This window comes from Xanthomonas sp. NCPPB 3570 (genome assembly GCF_056725115.1).
On sequence record NZ_CM161513.1, the window covers coordinates 896,835 to 912,765 of the forward strand.

A 15,931-nucleotide genomic window follows, 5' to 3' on the forward strand; every position below is an offset into this window, starting at 1 on the left:
TGACGCCTGTCTAGGGGCGACATGTCCAGATACAAGGAGCGGCTTCAGCCGCGACGGGCATTCCCAGTAACGCGTCGCGGCTGAAGCCGCTCCTACAGCGGCAGAGTGCTTGGTTCCATTGCGCGAGAAAGTTGGCACCAGTGCTGATGGTCTGGCAACGCCCTGTAGGAGGGACTTCAGTCCCGACTGCAGCGGGACCGGACGCCCCGATGGCGCCCCGCGTCGCGGCTGAAGCCGCTCCTGCAGCCACCCGGCGTCGCGCCAGTCGCCGGATCGACGCCTACCCGCGCCAGCGCAGGCTTATCATGCCGCGATGCGCGCGCACTTCCGTTTCCGCTGGGCCTGGTGGCTGCTGGCCTACGCCAGCCTGGCGACCGGCATCGTCGGCATCTTCGTGCCGGGCTTGCCGACCACGGTGTTCGTGCTGATCGCCGCCTACGCCGCCGCGCGTGGTTCGCCGCGGCTGCGCCGGCGCCTGCTGCGCGATCCGCGCTTCGGCCGCAGCATCCGCGACTGGGAGCGACATGGGGCGGTCAGCCGGCGCGGCAAGTGGATGGCGACGTTGGCCATGGCCGCGTGTGCGCTGGTCTTGCTGCTGTTCGTGCATCGGTTGTGGGTGCAGGTGCTGGCGATCGGCTGCATGAGCGCGGTGGCGCTGTGGCTGTGGTGGCGGCCGGAACCGCCGCGCGCTTGAGCGCGCCGCGGCGTGCGACCGCGGCACAGCCGGTTCATGGCGGTATGGCTATACTCGGGGCATGAGCACATCGTCCTCTTCTTCGATCCGTCTCGTCCTCTCCGCCGCTGCGCTGCTGGCCCTGGCCGGCTGCGGCAACAAGGGCCCGCTGGTGATGCCGCAGAAGCCGGTGCCGGTGGAAGCCGCGCCCGCGCCGGACGCGACGCCGCCGGCGACCACCGATCCCGCCGGGCAGGCGCAGCCGGTGGACGGGCAGCGCCCGCCGGCCAACGACACCACCACGCCCACCAATGGGAATGAGTGAGGCCCGCCACGCCGCGCGCCTGCGTTTCAGCAAGATGCAGGGCGCGGGCAACGATTTCGTGGTGCTCGACCTGCGCGACGGCACTCCGCCGCCGGACGCCGCACTGGCGAAGCGTCTGGCCGACCGCCACTTCGGCGTCGGTTGCGACCAGATCCTGACCATCGAGGCGCCGCGCGATGCCGCGGGCGTGGCCAGCTACCGCATCTGGAACACCGACGGCAGCGCCGCCGGACAATGCGGCAACGGCGCGCGCTGCGTCGCGGCCTGGCTGGTACGCGACGGCAGTGCGCCGGCCACGGACGATTTCGTCATCGAAAGCCCCGCCGGCAGTCACCACATCACCCGTAGCGCCACCGGCGAATTTGCCGTGGCGATGGGCGTGCCGCGCTTCGCGCCCGAAGACGTGCCGCTGGTCGGCTTCCCGCGCGCACGCGAGGAGTACGTGCTGCCGCTGCAGGGCGGCAGCGTGCGCTTCGGCGCGGTGTCGATGGGCAACCCGCATGCGGTGCTGGAAGTGGGCCTGGTCGATGCGGCACCGGTGGAGCGCCTGGGGCCGTTGCTGCAGCAGCACGCCTCGTTCCCGGATTCGGTCAACGTCGGCTTCGTGCAGGTGATCGACCGCGGCCACCTGCGCCTGCGCGTGTACGAGCGCGGTGTCGGCGAGACCCTGGCCTGCGGCAGTGGCGCCTGCGCGGCGGCCGCGGTGATGATGCAGCGCGGCCGGGTCGAGCGCGACGTGCGCGTCAGCCTGCCCGGCGGCGAGTTGCGCGTGCAGTGGCCGGACGACAACGCACCGGTGGTGATGTCCGGGCCGGCGACGTTCGTCTTCGATGGAGAATGGATCCGATGAGCGACAGCCACGACAAGCTCGGTGCGCACGAGGTGGCGGCGTGGCTGCGGCGCCATCCCGGCTTCCTGAAACAGTTTCCCGACCTGGCGCTGACCCTGGTGGTACCGCGCGACGACGGCCCGACCGCGTCGCTGGCCAGCTACCAGCTGGAAGTGCTGCGCGACAAGAACCGCGAACTGTCGCGGCGGATGGCCGACCTGGCCGCCAATGCGCAGGTCAACGAACGGCTGGCGGTGCGCACCCATCAGTTGACCCTGGCGTTGATGCGTCAGCACAGCGCCGCCGACAGCGTGCGCGCGATGGCCGCGTCGCTGCAGGAGGATTTCCAGGGCGACCTGGTCAGCATCGTGCTGCTGCAGCCCTTGCCCGGCCTGGAGCAGGCGCCGTGGCTACAGGTGCTGGCGGCCGACGATGCGCGGTTGGCGCCGTTCCGCGATTGCCTGAAGGATGGCGAGCCGATCTGCGGCCGCCTGCAACCGGAAAAGCAGGCGCTGCTGTACGGCGAGCGCGTGGACGAGGTGCAATCCACCGCGCTGCTGCCGCTGCCGGGCCTGGGCCTGATCGCGGTGGGCAGCCGCGACCCGAACCGGTTCTATCCCGGCATGGGCACCTTGTTCCTGCGCATGATGGGCGAAGCGCTGGCGGTGGCGTTGCAGCGATGAGCCGGGCCGGGACGCGGAGCCCCGGGCCCGCAACCCGGGATGACCTTGCCGCCGCTGCGGTGCGCCTGCGCTGCGCCGTCGCCGTGATCGGTCACGCGCGGCGTCCCACCGCTGCTGTCGCGACATGGCAGCTGGCACGCCAGCGAAACTCCCTCGCAAGGCGATCGCATTGCGCTGCGAGGACGGCGACCCGACATCCGGCGCACCTCGGTCGCGGCGCATGATCCCGGCCTTCCTCGCCTACCTGCAGGTCGAGCGGCGTATGTCCGCGCATACCCTGGACGCGTACCGGCGCGACCTGGCGGCGCTGGAGGCGTGGGCGGCGGCCAACCTGCTCGGCGAACCCGCCGCGCTCGATGCCGCGCAACTGCGCAACTTCATCGCCGCCGAACACCGTCGCGGGCTGTCGCCCAAGAGCCTGCAGCGGCGCCTGTCGGCGTGCCGCAGTTTCTATGCGTGGCTGCTCAAGCACGGTCACATCGCCACCAGCCCCGCGGCGGCACTGCGCGCGCCGAAGGCGCCGCGCAAGCTGCCACAGGTACTCGACGCCGACGAGGCGGTGCGCCTGGTCGAAGTGCCGACCGATGCGCCGCTGGGCCTGCGCGATCGCGCGCTGCTGGAGCTGTTCTATTCCTCCGGCCTGCGCCTGAGCGAACTGTGCGCGCTGCGTTGGCGCGATCTGGATTTCGTCGCCGGCATGGTCAGCGTGCTGGGCAAGGGCAACAAGCAGCGGCTGGTGCCGGTCGGCTCGCATGCGCGCAACGCGCTGCTGGCGTGGCGCGAGGAGAGCCGAGGCGAGGCTGCTGCGCCGGTGTTCCCGGGCCGTGGCGGGGCGCCGATCGGTGCGCGTGCGGTGCAGATCCGCATCAAGCAACTGGCCGGGCGCCAGGGCCTGTTCAAGCATGTGCATCCGCACATGCTGCGGCACAGTTTCGCCAGCCACATCCTGGAATCCTCCGGCGACCTGCGCGGCGTGCAGGAACTGCTCGGCCATGCCGACATCGCCACCACGCAGATCTACACCCACCTGGATTTCCAGCACCTGGCCAAGGTCTACGACGCGGCGCACCCGCGCGCCAAGCGCAAGTCCTGAGCGCTGCATCGCGACCGCACGGTTGCCATCGCACCCGCGCTTGTTCTGGATCAAGGCGAGTCGGCAAAGGAGGGACGACACTGCCCTCCCACGTTGCGAGGGCTCACCGATGGCCAAACCCTTTCCGCTGGCGCCGCGCCACCCCGAACGGCTGTGCTGGGGCTGCGACCGTTATTGCGCGGCAAACGATCTGGCCTGCGGCAATGGGGCCGGGCGCACCCTGCACCCGATCGAGACCGAGGGCGAAGATTGGCATCTCGCCTGGGGCATCGCTGCCGATCCGGCGCGGCCAGCGCATGCCCGGCTCGGCGATGACCCGCCCGCTCACGGCGACGCTTGAACCGCGCGCCGCCAGCCCCCACACCTGAGTCATTGCTCCGGAGGCCGCATGGATCCCAGTCAGAACCCCAATGTTTTCCACGCCACCACGATCCTGTCGGTGCGCCGCGATGGCCGCGTCGCCGTGGCCGGCGACGGCCAGGTGACCCTGGGCCACACCGTGATGAAGGGCAATGCGCGCAAGGTGCGCCGGCTCGGCCGCGAGGGCCAGGTGCTGGCCGGGTTCGCCGGCGCCGCTGCCGATGCGTTCACCCTGTTCGAGCTGTTCGAGGCCAAGCTGGAGAAGCACGGCCAGTTGACCCGCGCCGCAGTCGAACTGGCCAAGGATTGGCGCACCGAGCGCCGCCTCGGCAAGCTCGAGGCGCTGCTGGCGGTGGCCGACAAGGAGACCTCGCTGATCATCAGCGGCACCGGCGACGTGATCGAACCGGAGGACGGCATCATCGCCATCGGCTCCGGCGGCTCCTACGCCCTGTCGGCCGCACGCGCGCTGCTCGGCCATACCACGCTGGACGCGCGCACCATCGCCGTCGAAGCACTGAACATCGCCGGCGACATCTGCATCTACACCAATCGCAATGTGGTGGTCGAAGAGCTGTGATTCGGGAGTCGGGATTGGGGATTCGCAACAGCGCTCCTTTCCCTGTGCCTGACATTGCATCGATCGTTCCTACTCCGCTTCTACGAATCCCCAATCCCCAATGCCAAATCCCGATACCTCCACCATGACCCCGCGCGAGATCGTGCAGGAGCTGGACCGCCACATCGTCGGCCAGCACGAGGCCAAGCGCGCGGTGGCGATCGCGCTGCGCAACCGCTGGCGGCGCATGCAGTTGCCCGACGCGCTGCGCAACGAAGTGATGCCGAAGAACATCCTGATGATCGGCCCCACCGGCGTCGGCAAGACCGAGATCGCGCGGCGCCTGGCGACGCTGGCCAATGCGCCGTTCGTCAAGGTCGAGGCCACCCGCTTCACCGAGGTCGGCTATGTCGGCAAGGACGTGGAGCAGATCGTGCGCGACCTGGCCGATACCGCGGTCAAGCTGTACCGCGAGCAGGCCAAGACCCGCGTGCGCACGCAGGCCGAGGAGCGCGCCGAGGACCGCATCCTCGATGCGCTGCTGCCGCGGCGCAGCGCCGGCATCGGCTTCGATCCGGAAGCGGCGCGCAACGAACCGTCGGCGCAGGACAGCGACACCCGCAGCAAGTTCCGGCGCATGCTGCGTGCCGGCGAACTGGACGAGCGCGAGATCGAACTGGATGTCGCGGTCAACGTCAGCATGGACATCATGACCCCGCCGGGCATGGAGGAAATGGGCCAGCAGCTGCGGCAGATGTTCTCCAACCTGGGCGGCGGCAAGTCGCAGTCGCGCAAGCTGACCATCAAGGCCGCGCGGCCGCTGCTGATCGAGGAAGAGGCCGGCAAGCTGGTCAACGAGGACGACGTGCGCGCCGCGGCGATCGAGGCCTGCGAACAGCACGGCATCGTGTTCATCGACGAGATCGACAAGGTGGCCAAGCGCAGCGAGGCCGGCGCCACCGGCGGCGACGTCTCGCGCGAAGGCGTGCAGCGCGATCTGCTGCCGCTGGTGGAAGGCTCCAACGTCAGCACCAAGTACGGCACGGTCAAGACCGACCACATCCTGTTCATCGCCTCCGGCGCGTTCCACCTGGCCAAGCCCAGCGACCTGATCCCGGAGCTGCAGGGCCGCTTCCCGATCCGCGTGGAGCTGTCGGCGCTGTCGAAGGACGACTTCATCCGCATCCTCACCGAGCCGAAGGCGGCGCTGACCAAGCAGTACGAGGCGCTGCTGTTGACCGAAGGCGTGAGCCTGCGCTTCACCGACGACGCCATCGCGCGCCTGGCGGAGATCGCGTTCCTGGTCAACGAGCGCCAGGAGAACATCGGCGCGCGACGCCTGCACACCGTGCTCGAGCGCCTGCTCGACACGCTGAGCTACGAAGCCCCCGACCGCGATGGGCAGAGCGTCACGGTGGACGCGGCCTATGTCGACGCGCACCTGGGCGAACTGGTGCAGGATCCGGACCTGAGCCGGTACATCCTGTAGGCCCAGGCACGATCCAGAGCGGCAGGCGCCTTGCTGGCGTCTGCCGTTGTGCCGTCCGACCAAGTCGGCATGGCGTTGCCGCGCTCGTCTTCCACCGCGACGAGGCGGCAGGTCGCGCCTGCGGTGGTTCCCCGTTGGTGACCGCATGTCGCCGCTGCACATGTTCCTGGCCGGCCAGTCCCTTCCCGACGCGCTGATGCGCGCGGGTGCATCGGGAGATGCCTCGCCCTCAAACATCGGCGTGGAGCGCGGCTGATGCCAGCGCATCCGAGTTTCCGACATGCCGACCCGCCGACCCGCGCCGTCCGGCAGGGGGCGAGCCTCCACCCGGCGTGCGGACGCTGTAGGATCGGCGCGGACGACGGACTCAGGCACGGGGAATCGCATGGCAGTGCAGGTGCTGGTGGTGAAGGAATCGGCGCAGGGCGAACGCCGCGTGGCGGCCACGCCGGAGACGGTCAAGAAACTGGTCGCGCTGGGCGCGCAGGTGCGGGTCGAGCCGGAGGCCGGCGTATCGGCCGGGTTCGTCGATGACGCGTATCTGGCCGCCGGCGCCAGCCTGGCCGATGCCGACAGCCCGGCGCAGGCGGATCTCGTGCTGTGCGTGCAGCCGCTGCCGGCGCTGGCGCTGGAGCAGTTGAAGGAGGGCGCCGGCGTGGTCGGCATCCTGCAGCCGCAGGCCGATCCGGCGCGCGCGGCGGCGCTGCAGGCGCGGCAACTGGTCGCCTTTCCGCTGGAGCGGCTGCCGCGCACCACCCGCGCGCAGGCGATGGACGTGCTCAGTTCGCAGGCCGGCATGGCCGGCTACAAGGCCACCCTGATCGCCGCGCAGCTGGCGCCGCGCTTCTTCCCGATGCTGACCACCGCGGCCGGCACCATCCGCCCGTCCAAGGTGCTGATCGTCGGCGCCGGCGTGGCCGGCCTGCAGGCCATCGCCACTGCCAAGCGCCTGGGGGCGCAGGTGGAGGGCTTCGACGTGCGCCCGGAAACCCGCGAGCAGATCGAGTCGCTGGGCGGCAAGTTCCTCGACCTTGGCGTGAGTGCCGCCGGCGAGGGTGGCTACGCGCGGCAACTCACCGACGACGAACGCGCCGAGCAGCAGCGTCGCCTGGCCGAGCACCTGAAGGGCATCGACGTAGTGGTGTGCACCGCCGCGGTGCCGGGGCGGCCGGCGCCGAAGATCCTCAGCGCGGCGATGGTCGCCGGCATGAAGCCGGGCAGCGTGGTGGTCGACCTGGCCGCCGAGACCGGCGGCAACTGCGAACTGACCCGACCGGGCGAGACCATCGAACACGCCGGGGTGACCATCTCCGGTCCGCTGGATCTGGCCAGCATGGGCGCGGTGCATGCCAGCGAGATGTACGCGCGCAACGTCTACAACTTCGTCGCGCTGTTCCTGAAGGACGGCGCGATCGCCTACGACTGGAACGACGAGCTGCTGGCGAAGACGCGCTGGACGGCATGAGCGTGGCCGCGATGGTCGGGCGCCGGCTCGGTCGGCGCTGATCTGCGGGCACGGTCGCCGTGTAGGGGCGGCTTCAGCCGCGACGGGCGCTACCGAAAACACCGCGTCGCGAGTGGAGGGCGACTTCCGTAGGAGCGGCTTCAGCCGCGACAGCCTTCCCGGTAAACCCGGTCGCGGCTGAAGCCGCTCCTACGCGAGGTGCTTTATGCGGCGCTGGAGTCCATGCGCCGCCCACGGCGATGCGACGAGGTGCGGCCATGCGCATCAGGCTTGGACCGGCGCCGCGGTTCGCTTACCTGGAAGCATCCGGCGGCGGCCGCTCGTCCGGGCCGGCATTGGCACGGATCCAGGCGGCGCGTTGCGCCGGCGTCATCGCTTCCCAGCGGTCGCGCAGCGCCTTGCGCTGCTCCGGCGGCAGCGCACGCATGCGGTCGAACAGCACCCGCGCCTCCTCGCGCTGTCGCGGGTTCATGTCCTCGTAGCGGCGGGCACCCTTGCGCGCTTGCTCGCGTTGTTCCGGAGTCATCGACTGCCAGCGCTGCGCATGCTCGAACATGCGCCGGCGTTGCTGCGGGGTGTCGTTCCAGCGCTGGCGCAGCGGCGCGATCAGCAACTCGCGCTGCTGCGGGCTCAGGTGTTCCCAGTCGGGCAGCGGCGGGCCGGTATCGTCGTCGCGATCTGCGGCGAAAGGCGGTGGCGGGGGCGGCGGCCCTGGCGGGGGCGGCGCGGCGAAGGCCGAAACGGCGCTGCCGGTCAGCAGCGCCAGCGCCAGGGAATGTCGGATCAGGCGAGTCATCGGGTTCATTCCATTGCCAGCGAGGTATCGGACCCCAGCCACAGGTACAGGTCGGGATTTTCGTCCAGCATCGCGGTCGCGCTCGCGGCCTGGTCGCTGTCGGTGCTTGCGGTGGCGCCCGTCGGCGTCGGCGCCACCGCGGTCGTGCCGGCGACGACGCTGGCGGTGGTGATCGGCACCGACGGTGCCGGGCGCAGCAGCAGGTGCACGCCCAGCGCCGCACCGAGCAGCGCCGGCACCGCCGCCAGCAGCCAGCCCCGGCGCAGGAAGGGCGCCGGGCGCGTCTGGCTGGCCTGGTGGCGCGCGGCGCGCAGCCGCGCCAGGGTCGGCGCGGGCAGGGCCTGCAAGCCGGCCTGGTGGACGGCACGCAGGCGCGCGTCGAAGTCCGCGGAGCGGATGGGATCGGATGTCATCGGACGTCCTCCAGTTGTTTCTGCAGCGCCTCGCGGGCGCGCGACAGATGGGTTTTCACCGAGCCTTCCGAGCAGCCCATCGCGCGTGCGGTGGTAGCCACGTCCAGTTCTTCCAGCACGCGCAGGGTGAAGGCCTCGCGCTGCCGGGCCGGCAATGCGCGCAGCGCCGTCACCAAGCGCGCATGGGTCTGCCGACGCTCGTGCTGCTCGGACGGATTGGGGCCGTCGTCGGCCCAGTCCGGCGGGCTGTCCGCGTCGCGTTCGCTGGTCGGTGCCCAGAAGCGCAGGCGGAAATTGCGGCGGCGCTGCAGGTCGATGATGCGCCGGCGCAGGATGCTCCAGAACAGCGGCGTCCATTCCTGCGCCGGGCGCTCGCGGTAGGCCAGCAGCTTGATCATCGCGTCCTGCACCGCATCCAGCGCGTCCTCGCGCTGGCGCAGGCCGGCTTCGGCGAAGCGGAACGCGCGCGGCCCGATCTCGGCCAGGAACGCATCCAGCGACGCCGGCAGCGGGCGCTGCGCGGTGTCGGCATCGGTCGACGGCGGTGCGAGGGCGGGCGTGCTCACCAGCACAGCTTAGCTTCCTGGCGGGGGGATGCCGTGGTTAACGCGCCGCGGCGGCCGTGGTTGACCCGCCGGTCGCCGCGGGCCCGGTGGAACGGCACGGCGGCATCGCACAGCGGTTCAGCAGACGGTTATGATGCGGCGGACGGGCGCGGCGCCCGGGAGAACAGTGCGATGAGCGACGGTTTCGTGGCCTTGTACATCTTCATGCTGGCGGCCATCGCCGGGCATGTGATCATCTCGCGGGTGCCGGTGATCCTGCACACCCCGCTGATGTCCGGTTCCAACTTCATCCACGGCATCGTCCTGATCGGCGCGATGGTGGTGCTGGGCCATGCCGACACCACCCTCGAAAAGGCCATCGGCTTCGTCGCGGTGCTGCTCGGCGCCGGCAATGCCGCCGGCGGCTACGTGGTGACCGAGCGCATGCTCGACATGTTCAAGTCCAGCAAGCCGGACGCCGCCAAGACCAAGGCCAAGGATTGAATGCGCGGCAGCGGCGCATCGCCGCGGCGCTGGCCGTGGCCGCCTTGCTCGCGTTGCTCGGCATCGCGCTGGTCGTTCTTTCCTACTTGCTGCCGCTCGGGCAGATGTCCTTTTTCGGAGCACGCCTGCTGATGGAACTGTTGCCGATCCTGATCAAGAGCAGCTACCTGGTCGCCGCCACCCTGTTCCTGCTCGGCCTGCAGCGCATGGCCTCGCCCAGGACCGCGCGCAGCGGCATCCGCTGGGCCGGCTTCGGCATGCTGCTGGCGACCGCCGCCACCTTCCTGCTGCCGGGCCTGCACAACCTGCCGCTGATCGTGCTGGCGATCGCGCTCGGCACCGCCGCGGCATGGATCTCGGCCAAGAAGGTCGCGATCACCGACATGCCGCAGATGGTCGCGCTGTACAACGGCATGGGCGGCGGCTCGGCGGCGGCGATCGGTGCGGTGGAACTGCTGCGCTTCTCGTTCCTGATGCGCCGTGACACCACCCACTGGAGCGAGGCTGCGATCGCCGCGCTGGCCGCGCGCCAGCCCGACGCCACCACGCTGGCGCTGGCGGTGATCGGCTCGGCGATCGGCGCGGTGTCGCTGTCCGGCTCGATCATCGCCTGGGCCAAGCTCGACGGGCGCCTGGACAAGCGCGTCACCTTCCCCGGGCAGCAGGCGTTCAACCTGCTGGTGTGCGTGGCGATGCTGGCCGTTGGCGCGTGGGCCGCGATCAGCCTGAGTCCGCTGGCGATCGTGCTGTTCTTCGTGCTGGCACTGGCCCTGGGCGTGCTGATGACCCTGCCGATCGGCGGCGCCGACATGCCGGTGGTGATCTCGCTGTACAACGCCTTCACCGGCCTGGCGGTGGCGTTCGAGGGTTACGTGCTCGGCAACGAGGCGCTGATCATCGCCGGCATGATGGTCGGCGCGGCCGGCATCCTGCTGACCCGGCTGATGGCCAAGGCGATGAACCGGCCGATCCGCGGCGTGCTGTTCTCCAACTTCGGCGGTGGTGGCCAGGCGCAGGCGATCGCCGGCAGCCAGAAGCCGATCGAGGCCGGCGACGTGGCGGCGATGATGGCCTACGCCGAGCGCGTGGTGATCGTGCCCGGCTACGGCATGGCGGTGGCGCAGGCGCAGCACAAGATCTGGGAACTGGCGCAGCGGCTGATCGAGCGCGGGGTCAAGGTCAAGTTCGCGATCCACCCGGTGGCCGGGCGCATGCCCGGGCACATGAACGTGTTGCTGGCCGAGGCCGGCGTGCCCTACGACCTGATCGCCGACATGGACGACATCAACCCCGAGTTCGCCAGCACCGACGTGTCGCTGGTGATCGGCGCCAACGACGTGGTCAACCCGGTTGCCAAGACCGACCCGGCCAGCCCGATCTACGGCATGCCGATCCTGGACGTGGTCAATTCCAGGAACGTCATCGTCATCAAGCGCGGCAAGGGCACCGGCTTCGCCGGCATCGAGAACGCGTTGTTCTATGCCGACAACACCCGCATGCTCTACGGCGACGGCGCCGAGGCGGCCGGCGCCCTGGTCAGCGAACTGAAGGCGCTGGACGGCGGCGGCCACTGAGCCGTTGCAGGCGGGGCAGGGGTGACGTAAGCCGGAGTCGTAGGAGCGGCTTCAGCCGCGACCGGACCTTACCGGTGATGATCGGGATGCCCTCAGGCCGCGCCACGCCAACGGCGTCCGCCGCGCCCCGGCCTTGGCTCAGCGCGCGCTGAAATACGCCGCGGCCACGCCGATGCCCAGCCACAGCAGATCGCCGGGGCTGTTGGCCAGCAGGGTCAGGGTCCAGGCGTAGTGGGCGCCCATCTTCAGCGACGAGTCCCACACGTTCAGGCCCAGCCCCGCGCCCATCTGCGCGGCGGCGATGCCCCAGTTGGCGGCGACGATCACCAGGACCGTGGCGACCATCGCCACCGCGATGCGCAGCGGCCCGCGCGGCAGGCCGCCCAGGCGCAGCATCCAGGCGATCTCCAGCGCCACCACCACGGCCATCCAGCCGGCCTGGCGACCCAGCGACAGCGCCACCAGCAACCAGGCGATCAATGCGGTGAAACAGCCCATGGCGAGCAGCAGGGGCCACAGCCAGTGCGAGGACCTGGCCGGCGTGGAGGAAGGCGGCATTCGATGTTCCCGGAGAAGGCGTACAGGATACTTCCGGCGCGCGCCCCGCGCACTCGGATAAACTGCACGACTTGCACCGGCGGGGCCTGGCCCCATATCGCCCCCATGTACTCACGCAGCAGCGAACCTGTCCAATTCGAACGCGATTGCGCCGCGGTGATGGTGCCGCAGGGCGACGCGGTGACCCTGCCGGCCGGCAGCTATGGCTATATCACCCAGGCCCTGGGCGGCAGCTACACGGTGTTCGTGGAGGGCAACCTGTTCCGCATCGCCGGCAAGGATGGCGACGCCATCGGCAAGGAGCCGCCGCCGGGGCTGGAACTGCCCGAGGGCGCCGGCGACGAGCAGGTGGAAGCCTTGATCTGGCAGCAGTTGCGCACCTGCTTCGACCCTGAGATCCCGTTCAACATCGTCGATCTGGGGCTGATCTACGACGTGACCATGCACGCGCGCGACGATGGCCAGCGCACCGTCGAGGTCAAGATGACCCTGACCGCGCCCGGCTGCGGCATGGGCGAGATCCTGGTCGACGACGTGCGCAGCAAGCTGGAGATGATCCCGACCATCGCCGAGGCCGACGTCGAGCTGGTGTTCGATCCGCCGTGGGGCCGGCATATGATGTCCGAGGCCGCGCGCCTGGAAACCGGCATGCTCTGACCCGCGCGCGATGCTTCGCGCGTCGCGGTGGGAGGCCGATCGGGCGCCGCCGCTGCTGTCGCCACGACGCTGCGGCCTGGCCATCCCTCGACTACCACAGGAATTCCCGGTGTCCGCTACCGAGCCGTCCACGCAGTTCCGCCTGACCCCGTCCACCGCCGCGCGCAGCGCCGAGGCGCGCGCGCAGATCCTCGCCGCGCCGGGCTTCGGCAACTATTTCACCGACCACATGGTCGCCATCGAATGGAGCCGCGAGCAGGGCTGGCACGACGCCGAAGTGCGCGCCTACGGCCCGCTGGTGCTGGACCCGGCCGCCTCGGTGCTGCACTACGGCCAGGAGATCTTCGAAGGCATCAAGGCCTACCGCCATGCCGACGGCTCGATCTGGACCTTCCGCCCGGAGGCCAACGGGAAGCGCCTGCAGCGCTCGGCGCAGCGCCTGGCGCTGCCGGAGCTGCCGGTGGAGCTGTTCGTGGAATCGCTGCGGCAACTGATCGCGGTCGACGCGGCCTGGGTGCCGTCGGCGCCGGAGACCAGCCTATATTTCCGTCCGTTCATGATCGCCAACGAGGCCTTCCTGGGCGTGCGCGCCGCACAGAAGGCCGGCTACTACGTCATCGCCAGCCCGGCCGGCGCCTATTTCGCCAAGGGCGTGGCGCCGGTGGCGATCTGGCTGTCCACCGACTACGCGCGCGCCGCCAAGGGCGGCACCGGCGCGGCCAAGTGCGGCGGCAACTACGCCGCCTCGCTGCTGCCGCAGCAGCAGGCGCAGGCGCAGGGCTGCTCGCAGGTGCTGTTCCTCGACCCGGTCGAGGGCAAGTACATCGAGGAACTGGGCGGCATGAACGTGTTCCTGGTGATGCGCGACGGCAGCTTGGTCACCCCGGCGCTGTCGGGCAGCATCCTGGAAGGCATCACCCGCGACAGCATCCTGCAACTGGCCCGCGACCGCGGCATGCAGGTGGTGGAGCGGCAGGTCAGCATCGACGAGTGGCGCGACGGCGTGGCCTCGGGCGAGATCGCCGAGGTGTTCGCCTGCGGCACCGCCGCGGTGGTGACCCCGATCGGCCAGCTCAAGGGCAAGGACTTCGCGGTCGGCGACCTCACCGCCCCCGCCGGCCCGGTGACGCTGTCGCTGCGCCAGGAACTGACCGACATCCAGTACGGCCGCGTCGCCGACCGCCACGGCTGGCTGGTGCGTCTGGGCTGAGCCCGCCTGCCTCGTCGGTCACCGGCGTGGCCAAGAGGCGAACCCTGGGGGCCCCATCGCCCTGGCCGCGCACTGTCGTGACCAGGGCCAGGGCCAGGCGCCAGCGGTTCTTGCAGCAGGGCGAGCGGCTCAACGGACGACGGTGTGCCATGCCAGCGGCGCGCCGTTCCCACCGCATGACGCCCAAGCGGGCATTCGCACGCCCGCCATTTCCGATCACGCACCTGGTTTGAACGTTCCAGCCCAGGACCAGCGCGCCGTCATTGCGGTGCGCCGGGCGTTTGCATGGGCGACGGTTCGTCGTCGTCGTCGCCGCAGCGCCGCTGCGATGCCTGTTGCGCCGATGGCAAGCAGCGCCGCATAAACGATGATTCGCGGTGGCGACCGGCGAAAATCCTTCTCGGCGTCGCTGCCGTCAATCAGCGGAATATCATGAGGAAATAATCAATAATAATGTGTCGCGTTTATGTTGAAACTCGTTGCAATTTTGAAATTTAAAGATGCATTAACTCCCCCGGGCACAAAAAAGTGAGATAGCGTCCCGCACCGGCTGGAAGCAGATCCCAGCCTGGAGTCGCGCTGCAGTCGCCGCCGTGTGCTTCTGGTGCTCTGCAGGTGCGGTATCGCTGCTAGGTAGCACTCAACGAAAGGGGAAGTTTCGAATGCTCGCAATACCTCGATCCGGTTCGCATACCCGAGTTCGGCTGGTTGTGCTGGGTGTGTGCACCTTGACCTCGCTGTTGTTGACCACTCCCGCCTTCGCAGGGGACGTGGACCTTTCCGGACTCTCGACCGAGTCCACGCTGCAGCGCTTCATCGTCAAGACACGCGACAGCGCCTCGACGCAGGTCGCGGGAGTTCCTGGCGATGCGGCGTCTTCGCTGCGCAACCTGCTGCAATCGGTCGCGGCGACGCTGCCGTCCCGCGATGGAGGCGACGCCCTGGTCCTGACCGCCCTGCGGCGGCTGGCGATCGGTCCGGAGGTGGTCAGGGCCAATCGGCCGCTCGACCGCACCGAAGCCGAAGCGCTGATGCGCCGATTGGCCGCCAATCCGAACGTCGAGTACGTCGAAGTGGACCGGCGTCTGACCGCGGCCCTGACCCCGAATGATCCGCAGCTTTCCGACCAGTGGGCCTTCGGTACCGGCAGCGAGGGCATCGACGTGCGGCCTGCCTGGGAAAAGGCGACCGGCAAGGGCGTGGTGGTGGCGGTACTCGATACCGGCATCACCAGGCACCCCGACCTCGACGCCAACGTCCTGTCCGCTGGCTACGACTTCGTCAGCGACAGCGACAATGCCGGCGATGGCGACGGCCGCGACAGCGACCCATCAGACCCTGGTGACTGGGCGGATGCGTTCGAGTGCAGTCCCTTCGATTTCTCTGGCCATAGTTCCTCCTGGCATGGGACCCATGTGTCCGGCACCATCGCCGCTTTGACCAACAACAGTACCGGTGTGGCCGGCACTGCGTTCAACGCCAAGATCCTGCCGGTGCGTGTGCTCGGCAAGTGCGGCGGCTACACCTCCGATATCGCCGATGCCATCGTCTGGGCGTCCGGTGGCACCGTCAGCGGCGTGCCGGCCAACCAGAACCCGGCCGAGGTGATCAACATGTCGCTGGGCGGCAGCGGCACCTGCTCGAGCACCTACCAGAACGCCATCAACGCCGCGGTCGGCCGTGGCACCACGGTAGTGGTGGCGGCGGGCAACGGTTCCACCGATGTGTCCCGCTCGGTGCCGGCCAACTGCGCCAACGTGATCGCAGTCGCCGCCACTACGTCCTCGCGGGCGAAGGCGAGCTATTCGAACTATGGCAACGGGATCACCATCTCCGCGCCCGGGTCGAGCATCCTGTCCACGCTCAACGATGGCAGCACCGCCCCAGGCAATCCGATCTACAAGTCGGAGAGCGGGACGTCGATGGCGGCCCCGCACGTGTCAGGCGTGGTGGCGTTGATCCAATCGGTCGCGCCAACGGTATTGAGTCCTGCTGAGGTCAAGAACGTCCTGAGCAAGACCGCCGCGAGCTTCTCTTGCTCGGAAGGATGCGGTGCCGGACTGCTCGACGCCAATGCGGCGGTGGACGCCGCGCTGAACGGCAGCAACTGATCGCGACGCGTCCAACTGGCGGGTGCGGCGGCCCAGCGCGGGCCGCCGCCGACGCTTGATGGCAGTTGCGCACCCTGTACACGTACC

General features: G+C 69.7%; 18 protein-coding genes. 14 read left to right on the forward strand and 4 right to left on the reverse strand.

The genetic code is table 11. The features are described 5' to 3' along the window. Positions 1-313: 313 nt before the first annotated feature. The 9 genes from AC1PLR_RS03885 (at position 314) to AC1PLR_RS03925 (ending at position 7,476) form a co-directional block, all read left to right on the forward strand. A complete protein-coding gene (locus AC1PLR_RS03885; RefSeq protein ID WP_481102750.1) occupies positions 314-694 on the forward strand; it encodes a YbaN family protein in 381 nt (126 codons plus the stop codon). Between the two features lie 61 nt (positions 695-755). Continuing rightward, a complete protein-coding gene (lptM, locus tag AC1PLR_RS03890; RefSeq protein ID WP_481102751.1) occupies positions 756-998 on the forward strand; it encodes an LPS translocon maturation chaperone LptM in 243 nt (80 codons plus the stop codon). Next, on the forward strand, positions 991-1,848 hold the full coding sequence (gene dapF / locus AC1PLR_RS03895) for a diaminopimelate epimerase (RefSeq protein ID WP_481102752.1): 858 nt from the start codon (positions 991-993) through the stop codon (positions 1,846-1,848). Before lptM ends, dapF begins: the two co-directional genes overlap by 8 nt. Continuing rightward, on the forward strand, positions 1,845-2,510 hold the full coding sequence (locus AC1PLR_RS03900; RefSeq protein WP_481102753.1) for a DUF484 family protein: 666 nt from the start codon (positions 1,845-1,847) through the stop codon (positions 2,508-2,510). Before dapF ends, AC1PLR_RS03900 begins: the two co-directional genes overlap by 4 nt. A 220-nt stretch (positions 2,511-2,730) precedes the next feature. Next, positions 2,731-3,603, forward strand: a complete 873-nt coding sequence (gene xerC / locus AC1PLR_RS03905) for a tyrosine recombinase XerC (RefSeq protein ID WP_481102754.1) — start codon at positions 2,731-2,733, stop codon at positions 3,601-3,603. A gap of 109 nt (positions 3,604-3,712) precedes the next feature. Continuing rightward, positions 3,713-3,943 (forward strand): DUF3079 domain-containing protein, encoded by a 231-nt coding sequence (locus AC1PLR_RS03910; RefSeq protein ID WP_420008981.1) that lies wholly within the window; start codon positions 3,713-3,715, stop codon positions 3,941-3,943. A gap of 48 nt (positions 3,944-3,991) precedes the next feature. Then, positions 3,992-4,543: an ATP-dependent protease subunit HslV gene (gene hslV / locus AC1PLR_RS03915; RefSeq protein ID WP_010341232.1), complete on the forward strand. Its 552-nt coding sequence runs from the start codon at positions 3,992-3,994 to the stop codon at positions 4,541-4,543. Positions 4,544-4,643: 100 nt separating this feature from the next. Further along, entirely contained in the window at positions 4,644-6,011 is a 1,368-nt protein-coding gene (hslU, locus tag AC1PLR_RS03920) for an ATP-dependent protease ATPase subunit HslU (protein ID WP_026144567.1), read from the forward strand. 385 nt (positions 6,012-6,396) lie between these two features. Then, complete coding sequence (locus tag AC1PLR_RS03925) at positions 6,397-7,476, forward strand: NAD(P) transhydrogenase subunit alpha (RefSeq protein WP_481099952.1); 1,080 nt, start codon at positions 6,397-6,399, stop codon at positions 7,474-7,476. 292 nt (positions 7,477-7,768) lie between these two features. Here the strand turns inward: AC1PLR_RS03925 and AC1PLR_RS03930 are convergent, their stop codons facing one another. Genes AC1PLR_RS03930 through AC1PLR_RS03940 form a run of 3 tightly spaced genes read right to left on the reverse strand, consistent with a single transcriptional unit; the run spans position 7,769 to position 9,257 of the window. Further along, positions 7,769-8,272, reverse strand: a complete 504-nt coding sequence (locus AC1PLR_RS03930; RefSeq protein ID WP_481102755.1) for a DUF3106 domain-containing protein — start codon at positions 8,270-8,272, stop codon at positions 7,769-7,771. 5 nt (positions 8,273-8,277) lie between these two features. Then, the gene (locus tag AC1PLR_RS03935) at positions 8,278-8,685 is read right to left on the reverse strand and encodes a hypothetical protein (RefSeq protein ID WP_481102756.1); all 408 of its coding nucleotides are present in this window, start codon (positions 8,683-8,685) and stop codon (positions 8,278-8,280) included. Next, complete coding sequence (locus AC1PLR_RS03940; protein WP_010341237.1) at positions 8,682-9,257, reverse strand: RNA polymerase sigma factor; 576 nt, start codon at positions 9,255-9,257, stop codon at positions 8,682-8,684. Before AC1PLR_RS03940 ends, AC1PLR_RS03935 begins: the two co-directional genes overlap by 4 nt. A gap of 165 nt (positions 9,258-9,422) precedes the next feature. On the opposite strand from AC1PLR_RS03940, the gene AC1PLR_RS03945 reads away from it, so the two are divergent. Both AC1PLR_RS03945 and AC1PLR_RS03950 read left to right on the forward strand, forming a co-directional pair. Further along, the gene (locus tag AC1PLR_RS03945) at positions 9,423-9,734 is read left to right on the forward strand and encodes an NAD(P) transhydrogenase subunit alpha part 2 (protein ID WP_010341238.1); all 312 of its coding nucleotides are present in this window, start codon (positions 9,423-9,425) and stop codon (positions 9,732-9,734) included. Between the two features lie 131 nt (positions 9,735-9,865). Continuing rightward, on the forward strand, positions 9,866-11,308 hold the full coding sequence (locus tag AC1PLR_RS03950; protein WP_481071179.1) for an NAD(P)(+) transhydrogenase (Re/Si-specific) subunit beta: 1,443 nt from the start codon (positions 9,866-9,868) through the stop codon (positions 11,306-11,308). Between the two features lie 138 nt (positions 11,309-11,446). Here the strand turns inward: AC1PLR_RS03950 and AC1PLR_RS03955 are convergent, their stop codons facing one another. After that, positions 11,447-11,866, reverse strand: coding sequence for a hypothetical protein (locus AC1PLR_RS03955; protein ID WP_010341240.1), 420 nt, complete (start codon positions 11,864-11,866; stop codon positions 11,447-11,449). Between the two features lie 105 nt (positions 11,867-11,971). On the opposite strand from AC1PLR_RS03955, the gene sufT reads away from it, so the two are divergent. From sufT to AC1PLR_RS03970, 3 genes are all read left to right on the forward strand, one after another. Continuing rightward, positions 11,972-12,523, forward strand: coding sequence for a putative Fe-S cluster assembly protein SufT (gene sufT, locus AC1PLR_RS03960; RefSeq protein WP_010341241.1), 552 nt, complete (start codon positions 11,972-11,974; stop codon positions 12,521-12,523). A gap of 109 nt (positions 12,524-12,632) precedes the next feature. Beyond that, positions 12,633-13,733 (forward strand): branched-chain amino acid aminotransferase, encoded by a 1,101-nt coding sequence (locus AC1PLR_RS03965; RefSeq protein ID WP_481102757.1) that lies wholly within the window; start codon positions 12,633-12,635, stop codon positions 13,731-13,733. 662 nt (positions 13,734-14,395) lie between these two features. Then, a complete protein-coding gene (locus AC1PLR_RS03970) occupies positions 14,396-15,844 on the forward strand; it encodes a S8 family peptidase (RefSeq protein WP_481102758.1) in 1,449 nt (482 codons plus the stop codon). Positions 15,845-15,931 lie beyond the last annotated feature (87 nt).